The sequence below is a fragment of the Geodermatophilus sp. URMC 63 genome, from assembly GCF_053502565.1.
In genome coordinates this window covers 710325-728788 of sequence record NZ_CP199956.1, presented here as the reverse complement: position 1 = coordinate 728788, position 18464 = coordinate 710325, and the positions used below count along the sequence as shown (strand labels likewise).

At 70.6% G+C, this 18464-nt stretch carries 28 protein-coding genes; 27 read left to right on the top strand and 1 reads right to left on the bottom strand.

The annotated features are described in order from the left end of the window. Window positions 1–20: 20 nt before the first annotated feature. Window positions 21–986 (bottom strand): hypothetical protein, encoded by a 966-nt coding sequence (locus tag ACWIZO_RS03545; protein ID WP_448641149.1) that lies wholly within the window; start codon window positions 984–986, stop codon window positions 21–23. Between the two features lie 645 nt (window positions 987–1631). Here ACWIZO_RS03545 and rpsL point away from each other — a divergent pair. From rpsL to ACWIZO_RS03410, 27 genes are all read left to right on the top strand, one after another. Next, the gene (gene rpsL / locus ACWIZO_RS03540; RefSeq protein WP_012950487.1) at window positions 1632–2006 is read left to right on the top strand and encodes a 30S ribosomal protein S12; all 375 of its coding nucleotides are present in this window, start codon (window positions 1632–1634) and stop codon (window positions 2004–2006) included. A gap of 1 nt (window position 2007) precedes the next feature. Further along, window positions 2008–2478, top strand: a complete 471-nt coding sequence (rpsG, locus tag ACWIZO_RS03535; RefSeq protein WP_073421335.1) for a 30S ribosomal protein S7 — start codon at window positions 2008–2010, stop codon at window positions 2476–2478. Between the two features lie 99 nt (window positions 2479–2577). Beyond that, window positions 2578–4677: an elongation factor G gene (gene fusA / locus ACWIZO_RS03530; protein WP_448641148.1), complete on the top strand. Its 2100-nt coding sequence runs from the start codon at window positions 2578–2580 to the stop codon at window positions 4675–4677. Window positions 4678–4768: 91 nt separating this feature from the next. Continuing rightward, on the top strand, window positions 4769–5962 hold the full coding sequence (gene tuf, locus ACWIZO_RS03525) for an elongation factor Tu (RefSeq protein WP_446757387.1): 1194 nt from the start codon (window positions 4769–4771) through the stop codon (window positions 5960–5962). Between the two features lie 169 nt (window positions 5963–6131). After that, window positions 6132–6437, top strand: coding sequence for a 30S ribosomal protein S10 (gene rpsJ / locus ACWIZO_RS03520; RefSeq protein ID WP_014742859.1), 306 nt, complete (start codon window positions 6132–6134; stop codon window positions 6435–6437). A 16-nt stretch (window positions 6438–6453) separates the two neighbouring features. Further along, a complete protein-coding gene (rplC, locus tag ACWIZO_RS03515; protein ID WP_448641147.1) occupies window positions 6454–7119 on the top strand; it encodes a 50S ribosomal protein L3 in 666 nt (221 codons plus the stop codon). Continuing rightward, window positions 7116–7934: a 50S ribosomal protein L4 gene (gene rplD, locus ACWIZO_RS03510; RefSeq protein ID WP_448641146.1), complete on the top strand. Its 819-nt coding sequence runs from the start codon at window positions 7116–7118 to the stop codon at window positions 7932–7934. Before rplC ends, rplD begins: the two co-directional genes overlap by 4 nt. Then, window positions 7931–8233, top strand: coding sequence for a 50S ribosomal protein L23 (rplW, locus tag ACWIZO_RS03505; RefSeq protein ID WP_446757384.1), 303 nt, complete (start codon window positions 7931–7933; stop codon window positions 8231–8233). The genes rplD and rplW overlap by 4 nt, the downstream gene beginning before the upstream one ends. Window positions 8234–8304: 71 nt before the next feature. Next, window positions 8305–9138: a 50S ribosomal protein L2 gene (rplB, locus tag ACWIZO_RS03500; protein WP_204691742.1), complete on the top strand. Its 834-nt coding sequence runs from the start codon at window positions 8305–8307 to the stop codon at window positions 9136–9138. A gap of 23 nt (window positions 9139–9161) precedes the next feature. After that, on the top strand, window positions 9162–9443 hold the full coding sequence (gene rpsS, locus ACWIZO_RS03495) for a 30S ribosomal protein S19 (RefSeq protein ID WP_448641145.1): 282 nt from the start codon (window positions 9162–9164) through the stop codon (window positions 9441–9443). Window positions 9444–9471: 28 nt separating this feature from the next. Further along, window positions 9472–9951, top strand: a complete 480-nt coding sequence (gene rplV, locus ACWIZO_RS03490; RefSeq protein ID WP_448641144.1) for a 50S ribosomal protein L22 — start codon at window positions 9472–9474, stop codon at window positions 9949–9951. Next, window positions 9951–10868 (top strand): 30S ribosomal protein S3, encoded by a 918-nt coding sequence (gene rpsC, locus ACWIZO_RS03485; RefSeq protein WP_448641143.1) that lies wholly within the window; start codon window positions 9951–9953, stop codon window positions 10866–10868. Before rplV ends, rpsC begins: the two co-directional genes overlap by 1 nt. Window positions 10869–10871: 3 nt before the next feature. After that, window positions 10872–11288, top strand: a complete 417-nt coding sequence (gene rplP / locus ACWIZO_RS03480; protein WP_014377986.1) for a 50S ribosomal protein L16 — start codon at window positions 10872–10874, stop codon at window positions 11286–11288. Further along, window positions 11288–11521 (top strand): 50S ribosomal protein L29, encoded by a 234-nt coding sequence (gene rpmC, locus ACWIZO_RS03475; RefSeq protein WP_446757379.1) that lies wholly within the window; start codon window positions 11288–11290, stop codon window positions 11519–11521. Before rplP ends, rpmC begins: the two co-directional genes overlap by 1 nt. After that, window positions 11518–11817 carry a 30S ribosomal protein S17 gene (gene rpsQ, locus ACWIZO_RS03470; RefSeq protein ID WP_446757378.1) on the top strand — a complete coding sequence of 100 codons (300 nt, stop codon included), beginning with the start codon at window positions 11518–11520 and terminating at the stop codon, window positions 11815–11817. Before rpmC ends, rpsQ begins: the two co-directional genes overlap by 4 nt. Before the next feature lie 220 nt (window positions 11818–12037). Next, window positions 12038–12406: a 50S ribosomal protein L14 gene (rplN, locus tag ACWIZO_RS03465; RefSeq protein ID WP_073421359.1), complete on the top strand. Its 369-nt coding sequence runs from the start codon at window positions 12038–12040 to the stop codon at window positions 12404–12406. A gap of 2 nt (window positions 12407–12408) precedes the next feature. Then, entirely contained in the window at window positions 12409–12750 is a 342-nt protein-coding gene (gene rplX / locus ACWIZO_RS03460; RefSeq protein WP_446757377.1) for a 50S ribosomal protein L24, read from the top strand. Between the two features lie 2 nt (window positions 12751–12752). Beyond that, a complete protein-coding gene (rplE, locus tag ACWIZO_RS03455) occupies window positions 12753–13337 on the top strand; it encodes a 50S ribosomal protein L5 (protein ID WP_448641142.1) in 585 nt (194 codons plus the stop codon). A 19-nt stretch (window positions 13338–13356) separates the two neighbouring features. Continuing rightward, window positions 13357–13542 (top strand): type Z 30S ribosomal protein S14, encoded by a 186-nt coding sequence (locus tag ACWIZO_RS03450; RefSeq protein ID WP_446757375.1) that lies wholly within the window; start codon window positions 13357–13359, stop codon window positions 13540–13542. 143 nt (window positions 13543–13685) lie between these two features. After that, window positions 13686–14090, top strand: a complete 405-nt coding sequence (gene rpsH / locus ACWIZO_RS03445) for a 30S ribosomal protein S8 (protein WP_446757374.1) — start codon at window positions 13686–13688, stop codon at window positions 14088–14090. A 14-nt stretch (window positions 14091–14104) separates the two neighbouring features. Then, on the top strand, window positions 14105–14644 hold the full coding sequence (gene rplF / locus ACWIZO_RS03440; RefSeq protein ID WP_448641141.1) for a 50S ribosomal protein L6: 540 nt from the start codon (window positions 14105–14107) through the stop codon (window positions 14642–14644). Further along, window positions 14644–15051 (top strand): 50S ribosomal protein L18, encoded by a 408-nt coding sequence (rplR, locus tag ACWIZO_RS03435; protein ID WP_446757372.1) that lies wholly within the window; start codon window positions 14644–14646, stop codon window positions 15049–15051. The genes rplF and rplR overlap by 1 nt, the downstream gene beginning before the upstream one ends. Window positions 15052–15091: 40 nt before the next feature. After that, the gene (rpsE, locus tag ACWIZO_RS03430) at window positions 15092–15706 is read left to right on the top strand and encodes a 30S ribosomal protein S5 (protein ID WP_072919083.1); all 615 of its coding nucleotides are present in this window, start codon (window positions 15092–15094) and stop codon (window positions 15704–15706) included. 1 nt (window position 15707) lies between these two features. Further along, on the top strand, window positions 15708–15887 hold the full coding sequence (gene rpmD, locus ACWIZO_RS03425; RefSeq protein WP_089402117.1) for a 50S ribosomal protein L30: 180 nt from the start codon (window positions 15708–15710) through the stop codon (window positions 15885–15887). A gap of 13 nt (window positions 15888–15900) precedes the next feature. After that, the gene (gene rplO / locus ACWIZO_RS03420) at window positions 15901–16344 is read left to right on the top strand and encodes a 50S ribosomal protein L15 (RefSeq protein WP_448641140.1); all 444 of its coding nucleotides are present in this window, start codon (window positions 15901–15903) and stop codon (window positions 16342–16344) included. A gap of 180 nt (window positions 16345–16524) precedes the next feature. Further along, window positions 16525–17835, top strand: coding sequence for a preprotein translocase subunit SecY (secY, locus tag ACWIZO_RS03415; RefSeq protein ID WP_448641139.1), 1311 nt, complete (start codon window positions 16525–16527; stop codon window positions 17833–17835). An 8-nt stretch (window positions 17836–17843) separates the two neighbouring features. Beyond that, window positions 17844–18434: an adenylate kinase gene (locus ACWIZO_RS03410; RefSeq protein WP_448641138.1), complete on the top strand. Its 591-nt coding sequence runs from the start codon at window positions 17844–17846 to the stop codon at window positions 18432–18434. The last annotated feature ends 30 nt before the right edge of the window (window positions 18435–18464 follow it).

The window sequence follows — 18464 nt, the reverse complement described above, 5'->3', positions numbered from 1 at the left end:
TCCCGTCCCAGGAGTCCCACTCAGGAGGCGACCCACTCCACCCCGAGCGTGGCCAGCACGGTCGACAGCGGGTTGGCGAAGGTGAGCCCGGCGCCGTTGCCCCCGCCCTCGGTGCTGCCGGCGAACAGCAGCGCCAGCGGCGCGCGGTCGCTGGACCGCCAGATGACCGAGCCGCTGTCCCCACCGCTGGAGAAGGGGCCCGACAGGCCCTCGATCTCGATCTGGTCGTCGAACACGTGCACACCGTCGTCGTACTGCACGGCGACGCCGTCGACCTCGACCGCGGTGATCCGGCCCCGGGTGTGCCCGGTGGTCCTGCCGATCTTCTCGACCTCCTCGTCGGGTTCGACCTCCACCCCGTCGGGCACGGTGGCGGCCAGCGGGCCGCCGGGGACCCGGCCGGGCTGGGCGTCGACACCCTCGTCGAGCACGGCGACCGCGGCGTCGACGCGGTTCGGGCCGCCGGACAGGCGCTGGAACGCGGTCAGGGTGGCCACCCGGTCGGCGACGGTCCCGCCGTCGGCCGGCCCCGGCTGCAGGACCGCGTCGCCGACCTCGGCCGCGTCGCCGGCCGCCAGCACGTGGTTGTTGGAGAGGACGGCCAGCCGGCCGCCGAGCCGGACGAAGCCGCCCAGGGTGCCCGCGCTGACCGCCGGGTGCGCCACGGACAGGCCGGGGAACAGCGGGCGGGTGCGCCGCTGCAGCGCCTCGGGGGCGGGGGAGGACTGGGGCACGATCGGTCCGGTCACCCGGACGTCGACCTCCGCGCGCACCACGTCGTCGAGGTCGCCGAGGAGCAGCCGGGCGTCGGCGGCCGCGGCCACCCGGATGGCGAGGCGGAACCGGCCGGGGGCGACCGGGGCCAGGCCGAGCGCGGGGCGGGTCCACAGCCGGCCACCCAGGTCGCTGGCCCGGACCGGGGAGAAGCCCTCCGCCAGCCGGGCGGACAGACGCGCCTTGAGCTCGCGCGCCGAGTCGATCTGCACGGTGACCTCCGTTGCGGTGTGTATCTCTACTGCGACCGACGGTAGGGGGAGGTGCTGACAATCCGCGCGCGGACCACCCGTCGGGACGACACGTGAGGCCCACGGCCCGGGTCGGGCGTCACGGGACGGTGTCGGAGCCCTGGCATCCGGGCCGTGCCGCGGTACAGTCCTCGCCACCCGCCGCCGCGTCCGACCGCCGGCGCCCGGAATGCCCCGGGGCCTCGCGTCGTTGCCCCGGGTGTCGCCTCGCGAGGCAGGTCGTCCTGCCCGCCCCGAGGCCCGGGACCCGGCTTTGACCGGCTCCGAGCACGCGGGTATCGTGGTGAGCCGTGCCCAGGGTGCCCTGGGCCTGCTCCCGTTCGCGGTGTGCCTGAGTGTCCGGAGGTCCGTCCTCCAGGCCGCGGGTCCCCACCGGCCGGACCGTCCCGAGGACGGTCGCCGGAGGTGGCGGCGCCGAGTCGCGGGGGGCGACCGATCCGGTTCGACTCACCGGCCGGTTCCGGGAAGGGCGACACGCCCGACCCCGGGGACCGGAGGGTGGGTGGCGGCCGGCAGCGGCCGACCCCGGCAGGACCGGCACCGGCGACACGACAGCAGCACCGTCCACAGCACCACCGCAGCGCAGGTAGGAGATCCAGGCCACCCATGCCCACGATCAACCAGCTGGTCCGCAAGGGCCGCGAGGACAAGGTCGAGAAGACCAAGACCCCGGCACTGAAGGGCTCCCCTCAGCGCCGCGGCGTGTGCACCCGCGTGTACACGACGACGCCGAAGAAGCCGAACTCGGCGCTGCGCAAGGTCGCTCGCGTCCGCCTCACCAGTGGCATCGAGGTGACCGCCTACATCCCGGGCGTCGGCCACAACCTGCAGGAGCACTCCATGGTGCTCGTGCGCGGCGGCCGCGTGAAGGACCTCCCCGGCGTGCGCTACAAGATCATCCGTGGCTCGCTGGACACCCAGGGCGTCCGCAACCGCAAGCAGGCCCGCAGCCGCTACGGCGCGAAGAAGGAGAAGAGCTGACATGCCGCGCAAGGGCCCCGCACCGCGCCGTCCGCTGGTCGCCGACCCCGTCTACCAGTCGCCGCTGGTGACCCAGCTGGTCAACAAGGTGCTCGTCGACGGCAAGCGCTCGGTCGCCGAGGCGATCGTCTACGGCGCCCTCGAGGGCGCCCGCGCCAAGACCGACACCGACCCGGTGGTCACGCTCAAGCGCGCGCTGGACAACGTCAAGCCGGCCCTCGAGGTCCGCAGCCGCCGCGTCGGTGGAGCGACCTACCAGGTCCCGGTGGAGGTCCGCGCCTCCCGGAGCACCACCCTCGGCCTGCGCTGGCTGATCCAGTACAGCCGCGCCCGCCGGGAGAAGACCATGACCGAGCGCCTCATGAACGAACTGCTCGACGCCAGCAACGGCCTCGGTGCCGCGGTCAAGCGCCGCGAGGACACCCACAAGATGGCCGAGTCGAACAAGGCCTTCGCGCACTACCGCTGGTAGTCGCACCACGCTGGCCTGAGCCAGCACCCGCGGCCGGCGGAGGAGTCCGGGCCACCCCCGGACGTCCGCACGCGGACCCTGAGCACAGAGGAGTGAGGAATGGCCAGCAACGAGGCCCAGCTCGCCAAGACCCGCAACATCGGGATCATGGCGCACATCGACGCCGGCAAGACCACGACGACCGAGCGCATCCTCTTCTACACCGGCATCAACTACAAGATCGGTGAGGTCCACGACGGCGCGGCCACGATGGACTGGATGGAGCAGGAGCAGGAGCGCGGCATCACCATCACGTCCGCCGCGACGAAGTGCTCCTGGAACGGCTACGACATCAACATCATCGACACCCCGGGGCACGTCGACTTCACCGTCGAGGTGGAGCGGTCCCTGCGCGTGCTCGACGGTGCCGTGGCCGTCTACGACGGTGTCGCCGGTGTCGAGCCGCAGACCGAGCAGGTCTGGCGGCAGGCGGAGAAGTACGGCGTCCCGCGCATGTGCTTCGTCAACAAGCTCGACCGCACCGGCGCGGACTTCTTCCGCTGCGTCGACATGATGGTTGAGCGGCTGGCTGCCAACCCGGCGGTGCTGCAGCTGCCGATCGGTGCCGAGGCCGACTTCGTCGGCGTCGTCGACCTGGTGCAGATGCGGGCGCTCACCTGGCGCGGTGAGACCGCGATGGGTGAGGACTACGCCGTCGAGGAGATCCCCGCCGAGCTCGCCGACCAGGCCGCGGAGTACCGCGAGAAGCTGCTCGAGACCATCGCCGAGACCGACGACGCGCTCATGGAGGCCTACCTCGCTGGCGAGGAGATCTCCGTCGAGACGCTGAAGGCCGCCATCCGCAAGGCCACCATCGCCGCGCAGATCAACCCGGTGCTCACCGGGACGGCGTTCAAGAACAAGGGCGTGCAGCCCCTGCTCGACGCCGTGACCGACTACCTGCCCAGCCCGCTGGACGTCGAGGCGATCGTCGGCACCGCCATGGACGGCGAGACCGAGGTCCTGCGGCACGCCGACGAGGACGAGCCGTTCTCCGCGCTCGCCTTCAAGATCCAGACCGACCAGCACCTCGGCAAGCTGACCTACGTCCGGGTCTACTCCGGCCGGCTGTCCTCCGGGTCCCCGGTGCTCAACAGCACCAAGGACCGCAAGGAGCGGATCGGCAAGATCTACCAGATGCACGCCAACAAGCGCGAGGAGCGCCAGGGCGTGGGTGCCGGTCAGATCGTCGCCGTCGTCGGCCTGAAGCAGACGACCACGGGTGACACCCTCTGCGACCCGCAGAACCCGGTGATCCTCGAGTCGATGACCTTCCCGGCCCCGGTCATCTCCGTCGCCATCGAGCCCAAGACCAAGGGCGACCAGGAGAAGCTGGGCACGGCGATCCAGAAGCTCGCCGAGGAGGACCCGACCTTCCAGGTCAAGCTCGACGAGGAGACCGGCCAGACGGTCATCTCCGGCATGGGCGAGCTGCACCTGGAGATCCTCGTCGACCGCATGCGGCGCGAGTTCAAGGTCGAGGCCAACGTCGGCAAGCCGCAGGTCGCCTACCGCGAGACCATCCGCAAGCTGGTCGAGAAGGTCGACTACACCCACAAGAAGCAGACGGGTGGGTCCGGCCAGTTCGCCAAGGTGCAGGTCAGCATCGAGCCGCTGGAGGTCGCCGCCGACGGCCCGACCTACGAGTTCGTCAACGCCGTCACCGGTGGTCGCATCCCGAAGGAGTACATCCCCTCGGTCGACCAGGGCATGCAGGACGCCATGCAGTACGGCATCCTCGCCGGCTACCCGATGGTGGGCGTCAAGGCGACCCTCGTCGACGGCCAGTACCACGAGGTCGACTCCTCGGAGATGGCCTTCAAGATCGCCGGCTCGATGGTCTTCAAGGAGGCCGCCCGCAAGGCCAGCCCGGCCCTGCTCGAGCCGATGATGGCCGTCGAGGTCGTCACGCCCGAGGACTACATGGGTGACGTGATCGGCGACCTGAACTCCCGGCGCGGGATGATCCAGGCGATGGAGGAGCGCTCCGGCGCCCGCGTCGTCCGGGCCCTGGTCCCGCTCTCGGAGATGTTCGGCTACGTGGGCGACCTGCGCAGCCGCACCCAGGGGCGGGCGAGCTACACCATGGTGTTCGACTCGTACGCCGAGGTCCCGCAGAACGTGGCCAAGGAGATCATCGCCAAGGCCACCGGCGAGTGACCCGCCGGGCGGGGTGCGTCCCCGCCCGGCTCCCCAGCAAGCCCACCCCAGAGTTCGCGCACGACTGCGACACCACGAGGAGAGGAACCCAGTGGCCAAGGCCAAGTTCGAGCGGACCAAGCCGCACGTCAACATCGGCACCATCGGGCACATCGACCACGGCAAGACCACGCTGACCGCGGCGATCACCAAGGTGCTGCACGACAAGTACCCCGACCTCAACGAGGCGTCGGCCTTCGACCAGATCGACAAGGCGCCCGAGGAGAAGGCCCGCGGCATCACGATCTCGATCGCCCACGTCGAGTACCAGACGGAGAACCGTCACTACGCGCACGTCGACTGCCCCGGGCACGCCGACTACATCAAGAACATGATCACCGGTGCGGCGCAGATGGACGGCGCCATCCTGGTGGTCGCCGCGACCGACGGCCCGATGCCGCAGACCAAGGAGCACGTCCTCCTGGCCCGCCAGGTCGGCGTCCCCTACATCGTCGTGGCGCTGAACAAGGCCGACATGGTCGACGACGAGGAGATCCTCGAGCTCGTCGAGCTGGAGGTCCGCGAGCTGCTCAGCGAGTACGAGTTCCCGGGCGACGACGTCCCCGTGGTCCGCGTCTCGGCGCTCAAGGCCCTCGAGGGCGACGCCGAGTGGGGCGACAAGCTCATGGAGCTCATGACCGCCGTCGACACGGCGATCCCGGAGCCGCAGCGCGAGATCGACAAGCCGTTCCTCATGCCCGTCGAGGACGTCTTCACCATCACCGGCCGCGGCACCGTGGTGACCGGTCGCGTGGAGCGCGGCATCGTCAAGGTGTCGGAGACCGTCGAGATCGTCGGCATCCGCCCGAACTCGACCTCGACCACCGTCACCGGCGTCGAGATGTTCCGCAAGCTGCTCGACCAGGGCCAGGCCGGTGACAACGTGGGCCTGCTGCTGCGCGGCATCAAGCGCGAGGACGTCGAGCGCGGCCAGGTCGTCGTGAAGCCGGGCTCGATCACCCCCCACACGAACTTCGAGGGGTCGGTATACATCCTCTCGAAGGACGAGGGTGGTCGTCACACGCCCTTCTTCAACAACTACCGTCCGCAGTTCTACTTCCGGACCACGGACGTCACGGGCGTCGTGACCCTGCCGGCCGGCACCGAGATGGTCATGCCGGGCGACAACACCGAGATGACGGTCGAGCTGATCCAGCCGATCGCCATGGAGGAGGGCCTGCGGTTCGCCATCCGTGAGGGTGGCCGCACCGTCGGCGCCGGTCGCGTCACCAAGATCATCAAGTAACACCCCTGACGGGCGGCGGTGCACCCCTGCACCGCCGCCCGTCCCCGGGTGGCAGCGTCCCGTGTGGGCAGTGCCACCCGAACCGCTGGGGCTGACCGGATGACGGTCGCGACCACCCGGCGTTCCCCAGCTACGAACGAACACCGATCGGCAGGAGCAGAAGACAGCGATGGCGGGACAGAAGATCCGCATCCGGCTGAAGGCCTACGACCACGAGGCGATCGACGCCTCGGCGCGGCGCATCGTCGACACGGTGACCAAGACCGGTGCGCGCGTCGTCGGCCCGGTGCCGCTGCCGACGGAGAAGAACGTGTACTGCGTCATCCGCTCGCCGCACAAGTACAAGGACTCGCGCGAGCACTTCGAGATGCGCACGCACAAGCGCCTCATCGACATCCTCGACCCGACGCCGAAGACGGTCGACGCGCTCATGCGCATCGACCTGCCGGCCTCGGTCGACGTGAACATCCAGTAAGGGACCGAGACCAGTCATGGCGAGTACGTTCCGCGGGCTCCTCGGCGAGAAGCTGGGGATGACCCAGGTATTCGACGAGAACAACCGCATTGTGCCGGTGACCGTCGTCAAGGCGGGTCCGTGCGTGGTGACGCAGGTGCGCACCCCCGAGGTGGACGGCTACTCGGCCCTCCAGCTCGGCTTCGGCGAGATCGACCCCCGCAAGGTGAACAAGCCCGAGGGCGGCCACTTCGCGAAGGCCGGCGTGACGCCGCGGCGCCACCTCGTGGAGCTGCGCACCGAGGATGCCGCGAACTACACGGTCGGCCAGGAGCTGACCGCTGAGGTGTTCGACGGCATCGCGAAGGTCGACGTCATCGGCACCAGCAAGGGCAAGGGCACCGCCGGTGTCATGAAGCGGCACGGGTTCAAGGGCCTCGGCGCCGCGCACGGCACCCAGCGCAAGCACCGCTCACCCGGCTCCATCGGTGGCGCGTCCACGCCCGGCCGCGTGTTCAAGGGCCTGCGGATGGCCGGCCGCATGGGCGCGGTCAAGACCACGACCCTCTCGCTCAACGTCCACAAGGTGGACACCGAGCGCGGGCTGCTGCTGATCAAGGGCGCCATCCCGGGCCCCAAGGGCGGCCTCGTGCTCGTCCGTTCGGCCGTCAAGGGCGGCCCCGTGGGGAGTGAGAACCAGTGACCCAGTCGACCACGACCCAGTCGCCCGTCAGCGAGGCCGCGCGCACCGACCGCCAGGTCGACGTCCGCACGCCGGCGGGGGAGACGGCCGGCAGCGTGACGCTGCCCGGCGCCCTGTTCGACACGTCGGCCAACGTCTCGCTCATGCACCAGGTGGTCGTGGCCCAGCTGGCCGCCGCCCGCCAGGGCACGCACGCGACGAAGACGCGCGGCGCCGTCAGCGGTGGTGGCGTCAAGCCCTACCGCCAGAAGGGCACCGGCCGCGCCCGGCAGGGTTCGATCCGCGCGCCGCAGTTCACCGGCGGTGGCACGGTGCACGGCCCCCAGCCGCGCGACTACTCCCAGCGCACGCCCAAGAAGATGAAGGCCGCCGCCCTGCGCGGTGCCCTCTCCGACCGGGCCCGCGAGGGCCGCGTGCACGTGGTCACCACCTTCGTCGAGGGCGACGCCCCGAAGACCAAGGCGGCCCTGGCCACCCTCGACGCGCTCACCTCGGCCAAGCGGGTGCTCGTGGTCCTCGACCGCGACGACGTCCTCAACTGGGTGAGCCTGCGCAACGAGCCGCGGGTGCACCTGCTCGAGGCCGGCCAGCTCAACACCTACGACGTGCTGCTCAGCGACGAGGTGGTCTTCACCGAGACCGCCCTCGCCGAGTTCGTCGCCGGCCCGCACGGTGGCGCGGTCTCGCTGGCCAAGCCCGACCTGACGACGCCGGACATCCCGGGTGCGATCCCGTCGATCCAGCCGGCCGAGGGCACCACCGACCTCGACCTCGCCCCGACCGAGGCCGCCCACCCCACGGAGGAGAGCAAGTGAGCGTCCGCGACCCCCGGGACGTCCTGCTGTCCCCGGTCATCTCGGAGAAGAGCTACGGGCTGCTGGACGACAACCAGTACACGTTCGTGGTCCTGCCCGAGGCGAACAAGACGCAGATCAAGATCGCCGTCGAGCAGGTCTTCAACGTGAAGGTCCTGTCGGTGAACACCGCCAACCGCCAGGGCAAGCGCAAGCGCAGCCGCGGGACCCGGATGGGCAAGCGCAAGGACACCAAGCGCGCCATCGTCTCGCTGGCCCCCGGCGACCGCATCGAGATCTTCGGCGGTCCGGGCGCCTGAGCCGGCCCACGCCGACCCGCACCCGCAACCACTGATCCGGACCAGAGAGAACAGACAGGGACTCCAGACCCATGGCCATCCGCAAGTACAAGCCGACGACGCCGGGCCGCCGCGGCTCCAGCGTCGCCGACTTCGCCGAGGTCACCCGCGACCATCCCGAGAAGTCGCTGGTCCGGCCGCTGCACGGTCGCGGCGGACGCAACGTGCACGGGAAGGTCACCGCCCGCCACCAGGGCGGTGGCCACAAGCGCGCCTACCGCCTGATCGACTTCCGCCGGGCGGACAAGGACGGCGTGCCGGCGAAGGTCGCGCACATCGAGTACGACCCGAACCGCACCTCGCGCATCGCGCTGCTGCACTTCGCCGACGGGGAGAAGCGCTACATCCTCGCGCCGGCGCGGCTCAAGCAGGGCGACACGGTGGAGTGCGGCCCCGCAGCCGACATCAAGCCGGGCAACAACCTGCCACTGCGCAACATCCCGGTCGGCACGGTGGTCCACGCCATCGAGCTGCGTCCCGGTGGCGGGGCGAAGATCGCCCGGTCGGCGGGCACCAGCGTCCAGCTGGTCGCCCGTGAGGGCCGATTCGCGCAGCTGCGCATGCCCTCGGGCGAGATCCGCAACGTCGACGTCCGCTGCCGCGCCACGGTCGGCGAGGTGGGCAACGCCGAGCAGTCCAACATCAACTGGGGCAAGGCCGGCCGCATGCGCTGGAAGGGCAAGCGCCCGACCGTCCGCGGTGTCGCCATGAACCCCGTCGACCACCCGCACGGTGGTGGTGAGGGCAAGACCTCCGGTGGCCGCCACCCGGTCAACCCGAAGGGCAAGCCGGAGGGCCGCACGCGCAAGCGCAAGGCCAGCGACGCCCTGATCGTGCGCCGTCGCCGCACCAACAAGAAGCGCTGAGCGGGTAGAGGAGTCCGACAGACATGCCACGCAGCCTGAAGAAGGGCCCGTTCGTCGACGACCACCTGCTCGCCAAGGTGGACGCGCAGAAGGACAGGGGTACCAAGACCGTCATCCGGACCTGGTCCCGGCGCTCGACGATCATCCCCGACATGCTCGGCCACACCATCGCCGTGCACGACGGGCGCAAGCACGTCCCGGTCTTCGTGACCGAGGCGATGGTCGGGCACAAGCTGGGCGAGTTCGCCCCCACCCGGACCTTCCGGGGCCACGTCAAGGACGACCGCCGGTCCCGGCGGGGCTGAGCACGGTCCCGGGAGAGAGAGACACGAGATGACTTCCCAGCTGGGAGAGGACACGCAGGTCGCCCGGGCCACCGCCCGGTTCGTCCGCGTGGCCCCCATGAAGGCACGCCGGGTGGTGGACCTCATCCGCTACCTGCCCACCGACGAGGCCCTGGCCCTGCTGCGGTTCGCCCCGCAGGCGGCCAGCGAGCCGGTGGCCAAGGTCGTCGCCAGCGCCGTCGCCAACGCCGAGCACAACCTGCGGCTGGACCCGGCCGCGCTCGTCGTCAGCGCCGCGTACGTCGACGAGGGCCCGACGCTCAAGCGGATCCGTCCGCGCGCCCAGGGTCGCGCCTACCGCATCAACAAGCGGACCAGTCACATCACCGTCGAGGTGACCGAGGTCAGCGCCAGCGCCGACCTCGCCGGCAAGTCCCGCACCGCCCGTCGCCGTACCGGCCAGTCCGGCCCCGCGGCGCAGCAGCAGGGCACGCAGCAGCGCTCCAACACGAGGGGAGGGACCCGCTAGTGGGTCAGAAGGTCAACCCGCACGGGTTCCGCCTGGGCATCACCACCGACTACAAGTCCCGGTGGTACGCCGACAAGCTGTACAAGGACTACGTCAAGGAAGACGTGGCCATCCGCAAGCTCATGTCCAAGGGCATGGAGCGCGCCGGCATCTCCAAGGTGGAGATCGAGCGCACCCGTGACCGGGTCCGCGTCGACATCCACACCGCCCGGCCGGGCATCGTCATCGGCCGCCGCGGCGCGGAGGCCGACCGCATCCGCGGCGAGCTGGAGAAGCTGACCGGCAAGCAGGTGCAGCTCAACATCCTCGAGGTGAAGAACCCCGAGGCCGACGCCCAGCTGGTCGCGCAGGCCGTGGCCGAGCAGCTGTCCAGCCGCGTCAGCTTCCGGCGTGCCATGCGCAAGGCGATGCAGTCCGCCCAGCGCAGCCCGCAGGTCAAGGGCATCCGGGTGCAGTGCTCGGGGCGCCTGGGCGGCACCGAGATGAGCCGGTCGGAGTTCTACCGCGAGGGACGCGTGCCCCTGCACACCCTCCGGGCCAACATCGACTACGGCCTCTACGAGGCCCGCACCACCTTCGGCCGGATCGGCGTGAAGGTGTGGATCTACAAGGGCGACGTCAGCGGCTCCCGCGCCGAGCGGGAGGCCCTCGAGGCCCTCGCCGCCCGGCAGCAGCGCCGTGAGCGGCCGCAGCGCCCCCGCCGGTCGGGCTCCAGCGGCACGACCGCCGGCGGCACCGAGGCCGGCCGCGCCGCGGCCGAGTCGACCGGGACCCCGACCGGCCCGGACACCGCCGACAGCACCCTGGCGGTGACCTCCGGCGAGGTCGCGCCCGAGCAGACCGTCGCCCAGGCCGCCGGGCCCGAGGCGACCGCCGCGGCCGAGACGACCGCGGCCGAGACCACGACGGAGGGCTGACACGTGCTGATCCCCCGGCGCGTCAAGCACCGCAAGCAGCACCACCCGAGCCGCTCCGGCCGGGCCAAGGGCGGCACCGAGATCAACTTCGGTGAGTACGCCATCCAGGCCCTGGAGCCGGCCTACGTGACCAACCGGCAGATCGAGTCCGCCCGTATCGCCATGACCCGCCACATCCGGCGTGGTGGCAAGGTCTGGATCTCCATCTACCCGGACCGTCCGCTCACCAAGAAGCCGGCCGAGACCCGCATGGGTTCCGGCAAGGGCTCGCCGGAGTGGTGGGTGGCCAACGTCAAGCCGGGCCGGGTGCTCTTCGAGCTCTCCGGTGTGGCCGAGCCGGTGGCCCGCGAGGCCATGCGCCGCGCCATCCACAAGCTGCCCATGAAGTGCCGCTTCATCACGCGTGAAGGAGAGGTGTGATGGCCGCCGGCCTGACCGCCCCGGAGCTGCGCGAGCTCTCGGCCGACGAGCTCGCCACGCGGCTGCGTGAGTCCAAGGAAGAGCTGTTCAACCTGAGGTTCCAGGTGGCCACCGGCCAGCTGGACAACAACCGGCGGCTGCAGACCGTCCGCCGCGACATCGCCCGGATCTACACGATCATGCGCGAGCGCGAGCTGGGTCTCTCGGTCGCCCCGAGCGAGGGTGTGGCATGAGCGAGCCCGAGAACACCGCTGTCGCCAGCGGCCCCGGCCTGGCCGGTCGTGGCTACCGCAAGGTCCGCGAGGGTCTGGTCGTCAGCGACAAGATGGAGAAGACCATCGTCGTCGAGGTCGAGGACCGCGTGAAGCACGGCCTCTACGGCAAGGTCCTCCGGCGCACCAGCAAGCTGAAGGCCCACGACGAGCAGGGGGTCGCCGGGATCGGCGACCGCGTGCAGATCATGGAGACCCGGCCGCTGTCGGCCACCAAGCGGTGGCGGCTGGTCGAGGTCCTCGAGAAGGCCAAGTAGCACCGTTCGGGGTCCACCGGACCCTGTGACCCACGCCCTCCGGGCAGCGTCACGGGACCGGGTACCCTGGACGACTGGCGCCCCTCCGGGAGTGCGCCACATCCCGGTACCCGTGTCGGACGCACCGGTGGCATCCGCTACCGGTGCGTCCGCACGTGGATGCCGGACAGCCGGTTCACCGATCCGGCCCGGCTGTCACCACTGAGATTGGGAGTAGGACGTGATCCAGCAGGAGTCGCGGCTCCGGGTCGCCGACAACACCGGTGCGAAGGAGATCCTCTGCATCCGGGTGCTCGGTGGCTCCGGGCGGCGCTACGCGGGCATCGGCGACGTCATCGTCGGCACCGTGAAGGACGCCATCCCCGGCGCCGGCGTCAAGAAGGGCGACGTCGTCAAGGCCGTCGTCGTCCGCACGGCGAAGGAGCGGCGTCGTCCCGACGGCTCCTACATCCGCTTCGACGAGAACGCCGCGGTGATCATCCGCGACAGCGGCGACCCGCGGGGGACCCGCATCTTCGGTCCCGTCGGCCGCGAGCTGCGCGACAAGCGCTTCATGCGGATCATCTCGCTCGCTCCGGAGGTGCTCTGACCATGGCAGAGACGAAGAAGACCCCGTCCATGAAGGTCAAGAAGGGCGACACCGTCGTGGTGCTGTCCGGCAAGGACAAGGGCGCCCGGGGCCGCGTCATCGCCGCCTACCCCAAGCTGCAGAAGGTCCTCGTCGAGGGCGTCGGCCGCGTCAAGAAGCACACCCGCATCAGCTCGAACCAGCGGGGCGCGCAGCAGGGCGGGATCGTCACCCAGGAGGCTCCCATCCACGTCAGCAACGTGATGGTGATCGACTCCGAGGGCAAGCCGACCCGGGTCGGCCACCGCAAGGACGAGGAGGGCCGCAACATCCGGGTGTCGCGGCGGACCGGTAAGGACCTGTGACGATGACTGCCCCCACCCGCGAGCTCCCGCGCCTCCTGGAGCACTACCGCGAGTCGATCGTGCCGGCCCTCCAGGACGAGTTCGGCTACGCCAACGTCATGCAGATCCCGCGGCTGACCAAGATCGTGGTCAACATGGGTGTCGGCGAGGCCACGCGTGACGCCAAGCTGATGGACGGCGCGGTCCGCGACCTGACCGCCATCACCGGTCAGCGTCCGGCCGTCGTCCGCGCGCGCAAGTCCATCGCCCAGTTCAAGCTGCGCGAGGGCATGCCGATCGGCGCCAAGGTCACCCTCCGCGGCGACCGGATGTGGGAGTTCCTCGACCGGCTCCTGGCGCTGGCCCTGCCCCGCATCCGCGACTTCCGCGGCCTGTCGGCCAAGCAGTTCGACGGGCACGGCAACTACACCTTCGGGTTGACCGAGCAGTCGATGTTCCGCGAGATCGACGTCGACAGGATCGACCGTCCCCGCGGCATGGACATCACCCTCGTCACCACCGCCACGACCGACGAGGAGGGTCGCGAGCTGCTCCGCCTGCTGGGCTTCCCCTTCGCCGGCCTGACCGTCGTGACCACGACCCGCTGAGCCGGGGCAGGAGAGACAGATGGCCAAGAAGGCGCTGATCAACAAGGCGGCCCGCACGCCCAAGTTCGCGGTCCGCGGCTACACCCGCTGCCAGCGGTGCGGTCGCCCGCACTCGGTCTTCCGCAAGTTCGGCCTGTGCCGGATCTGCCTGCGGGAGATGGCGCACGCCGGCGAGCTGCCCGGCGTCAGCAAGTCCTCCTGGTAACGGAGGCACCTGGCACACGGCCGCCCTGCAGGGTCCCGTCACGAGCGTGCGAGTGACGGGGGGCAGGGGGGTCCTTACCGCCGAGAGGCCCACGCGAAGGACGCGTGCGGAACCGCGGCGAGAGAGGCACGACACCCATGACGATGACCGACCCGATCGCGGACATGCTCACGCGGCTGCGCAACGCGAACACGGCCTACCACGACCAGGCGGCGATGCCGTCGTCGAAGCTGAAGACGCACATCGCCGAGATCCTCCAGCAGGAGGGCTACATCGCCGGCTGGCGCGTCGACGAGGTCGAGAAGGACGGCGCCACCCGCAAGGAGCTGGTGATCGACCTGAAGTACGGCCCCAACCGCGAGCGCAGCATCGCCGGGGTGCGCCGGGTGTCCAAGCCGGGCCTGCGGGTCTACGCGAAGTCGAACGCCCTGCCGAAGGTGCTCGGCGGCCTCGGGGTGGCGATCATCTCCACCTCCACCGGGCTGCTGACCGACCGGCAGGCGACCAAGAAGGGCGTGGGCGGGGAAGTCCTCGCCTACGTCTGGTAAGAGGAGCGAGCGAGATGTCACGGATCGGACGACTCCCGATTCCCGTGCCGAGCGGCGTGGATGTGTCCGTCGACGGCCAGACGGTCAGCGTGAAGGGCCCCAAGGGTCAGCTGGCGCACACCGTCGCGGCGCCCATCACCGTCGCCAGGGGCGAGGACGGCGTCCTGTCGGTGCAGCGTCCCGACGACGAGCGCGAGAGCCGGGCCCTGCACGGCCTGTCCCGCACCCTGATCGCCAACATGATCACCGGCGTCACCGAGGGCTACACCAAGACCCTCGAGATCGTGGGTGTCGGTTACCGCGTCCAGGCGCGGGGGTCGGACCTCGAGTTCGCCCTCGGCTTCAGCCACCCGGTGCCCGTCCGGGCCCCGGAGGGCATCACCTTCACCGTCGAGTCGCCGACGCGCCTGCGCGTCACCGGCATCGACAAGCAGCAGGTCGGTCAGGTGGCCGCCAACATCCGCGGGCTGCGCCGGCCGGACCCCTACAAGGGCAAGGGCGTCCGGTACCAGGGCGAGGTCGTGAAGCGCAAGGTCGGGAAGACGGGTAAGTGATGGCACAGACCGAGAAGGCCGCTCGGGTGCACACGCCCGTCGGCACCGACATCAGCACCGCGCGCCGCGTCTCGCGGCTGCGCCGCCACAACCGGCTCCGCAAGCGCGTGGCGGGCACCGCCGAGCGCCCGCGCCTGGTGGTCAACCGCAGCTCGCGGCACATCCACGTGCAGGTGGTCGACGACACCGTCGGCCGTACGCTGGTGAGCGCCTCGACGCTGGACGCCAGCCTGCGCAGCGCCGAGGGCGACAAGTCCGCCCTGGCCCGCCGGGTGGGGGCCCTGGTCGCCGAGCGTGCCCAGGCCGCGGGCATCAGCCGGGTCGTGTTCGACCGGGGTGGCAACCGCTACCAGGGCCGCATCGCCGCGCTCGCCGACGGCGCACGCGAGGGCGGGCTGGACTTCTGATGAGCAGCACCGCGAACCAGCAGATCGAGAGGGACGTCTGATGCCAGGACCACAGCGACGCGGCGGCGGCGCCGGCGGCGGCAACGACCGCCGCGACCGTCGTGACGGCGGGCGGGGGCCCGGCGGCGCGCCTGCCGAGAAGAGCAACTTCATCGAGCGCGTGGTGGCGATCAACCGCGTGTCGAAGGTCGTCAAGGGTGGTCGGCGCTTCAGCTTCACCGCCCTGGTGATCGTCGGCGACGGTGACGGCACCGTGGGCGTCGGCTACGGCAAGGCCAAGGAGGTGCCCGCGGCCATCGCCAAGGGCGTCGAGGAGGCCAAGAAGCACTTCTACAAGGTGCCGCGCATCGCCAGCACCATCCCGCACCCGGTGCAGGGTGAGGCCGCGGCCGGCGTCGTGCTGCTCAAGCCGGCCAGCCCCGGTACGGGTGTCATCGCCGGTGGCCCGGTCCGTGCCGTCCTCGAGTGCGCGGGCATCCACGACGTGCTCTCGAAGAGCCTCGGCTCGTCCAACCCCATCAACATCGTGCACGCCACCATGCAGGCGCTGAAGGACCTCGTCCGCCCCGAGGAGATCGCCGCCCGTCGCGGGCTGCCCCTCGAGGACGTCGCCCCGGCCGCCATGCTGCGGGCGCGTGCGGGCCAGGGGGTCTGACGTGGCGCAGCTGAAGGTCACCCAGGTCCGGTCGGCGATCGGCACGAAGCCCAACCAGCGGCAGACGCTGCGCTCGCTGGGCCTCAAGCGGATCAACGACACGGTCGTGCAGGAGGACCGTCCCGAGATCCGCGGGATGGTCGCCGCGGTGACGCACCTCGTCGCCGTCGAAGAGATCTGAGCAGGGACTCACCATGACTCTCAAGGTCCACCACCTGCGCCCGGCTCCGGGCGCCCACACCGCCAAGACGCGCGTCGGCCGGGGTGAGGGCTCCAAGGGCAAGAGCGCCGGTCGCGGCACCAAGGGCACCGGAGCGCGCGGCAACACCTCCCCGCGCTTCGAGGGCGGTCAGACGCCGCTGCACATGCGGCTGCCCAAGCTGTCGGGCTTCAAGAACCGGAACAAGGTCGTGTTCCAGGTCGTCAACCTCGACCGGATCGCGGCGCTGTTCCCCCAGGGCGGGCACGTCGACCCCGACTCCCTGGCCGCGGCCGGCGCCGTCCGCCGCGGTCAGCCGGTGAAGGTCCTCGGCTCCGGGGACCTCGGCGACGTCCGGGTCACCGTGCACGCGCACGCCTTCTCGGGCTCGGCCGCCGAGAAGATCGCCGCGGCCGGGGGCAGCACCACCCGCATCTGAGCGACGACGACCCCCGGGGCGCGCCATCGGCGCCCCGGGGGTCGTGCGCTGCCCGGCCCGCCCTCCCGAGTGCGGGACCGGCGGCCTGCCCGCAGAGGCCCGCCACGAGCGCACGAGTGGCGGGCGGCGGGGAGGTCCTCCGTCGTTGCTAACCTCATCCGACCGAGCAGGGGAGGGCACGTGCTGCAGGCGTTCGCCGCGGCGTTCCGGACGCCAGACCTCCGGCGCAAGTTGCTGTTCTCCCTGGCGATGATCGCCGTCTACCGGCTGGGCGCCTCGGTGCCGGGGCCCGGGGTGTCGATCGAGGCCATCAACAACTGTCTCGAGCAGGCCCAGTCGGGGTCGCAGCGCGACGTCTACTCGCTGGTCAACCTGTTCTCCGGCGGGGCGCTGCTGCGACTGTCGGTCTTCGCGCTCGGGATCATGCCCTACATCACGGCCAGCATCATCGTGCAGCTGCTGGTCGTGGTCATCCCGCGGTTCGAGCAGCTGAAGAAGGAAGGCCAGTCGGGCCAGCAGAAGCTGACCCAGTACACGCGCTACCTGACGATCGCCCTGGCGATCCTGCAGAGCACCGGCATCATCGCGTTGGCCCGCAGCGGCCAGCTGTTCCCCGGCTGCCAGCAGGAGATCATCCCGTCGGACAGCATCTGGTCGACGATCGTCCTGGTCATCACGCTCACCGCCGGCACGGCCGTGATCATGTGGCTGGGCGAGCTGCTGACCGAGAAGGGGATCGGCAACGGGATGTCCGTGCTGATCTTCACCTCGATCGCCGCGCGCATCCCGGCCGAGGGCGGCTCCATCCTGCAGACCCGCGGCGGCGTCGTCTTCGCCGTCGTCTGCGCCTTCGCGCTGCTGATCATCGGCGCGGTCATCTACGTCGAGCAGGCGCAACGACGCATCCCGGTGCAGTACGCCAAGCGCATGGTCGGCCGCCGCATGTACGGCGGGACGTCGACCTACCTGCCGCTGAAGGTCAACCAGGCCGGCGTCATCCCGGTCATCTTCGCCTCCTCGCTGCTCTACCTGCCGCAGCTGATCACCCAGCTCCAGGGCGACGAGACCGGCCCGATGCGCCAGTTCTTCGAGAACTACGTCATCGACCAGGCCAGCCCGGTGCACGTGGCCCTGTACTTCGGTCTGATCGTGTTCTTCACGTACTTCTACGTGTCGATCACCTTCAACCCGGAGGAGCGGGCCGACGACATGAAGCGCTACGGCGGCTTCATCCCCGGCATCCGCCCCGGACGGCCGACGGCGGAGTACCTGCAGTACGTGCTCTCCCGGATCACCCTGCCCGGGTCGATCTACCTCGGGATCGTGGCCGTGCTGCCCAACTTCTTCCTGTCCATCACGCAGCAGGGAGCGAACCAGAACTTCCCGTTCGGCGGGACAGCAGTGCTCATCATGGTGGGAGTGGGCTTGGAGACCGTGAAGCAGATCGAGACGCAGCTCAACCAGCGCAACTACGAAGGGTTCCTGAAGTAGTGCGCGTCGTGCTGCTCGGCCCCCCGGGGGCGGGCAAGGGGACCCAGGCCCAGGTCATCGCCGGCCGGCTCGGGGTGCCGGCCATCTCCACCGGCGACATCTTCCGCGCCAACGTCAGCGGCCAGACCGACCTCGGCAAGCAGGCCAAGGCCTACATGGACGCCGGTGACCTGGTGCCCGACGAGATCACCGTCGCAATGGTCCGTGACCGGCTCGCCGAGCCCGACGCCAAGGCCGGGTTCCTCCTCGACGGCTTCCCGCGGACCATCGCCCAGGCCGAGCAGCTGCGCGGCTCCCTCGACGAGCTGGGGCAGCACCTCGACTGCGTCCTCGAGCTCGTGGTCGACGAGGACGAGCTGGTGCGCCGGCTGTCCGGTCGCCGCATGCTCGTCGACGGCGAGTGGGTGCAGCGCGACGACGACAAGCCCGAGACCGTCCGGCACCGCCTCGAGGTGTACCGGGAACAGACCGCCCCCCTCTCCGGCTTCTACGACTCCGAGGGGCTGCTCGCGCAGATCGACGCGATCGGGACCGTCGAGGAGGTCACCGACCGGGCGATGTCCGCGCTGGGGCGGTCCGGGCAGTCGAACGACAGCTGAGGGGACGGCGGCGCCGATGTCGGCCGGGAT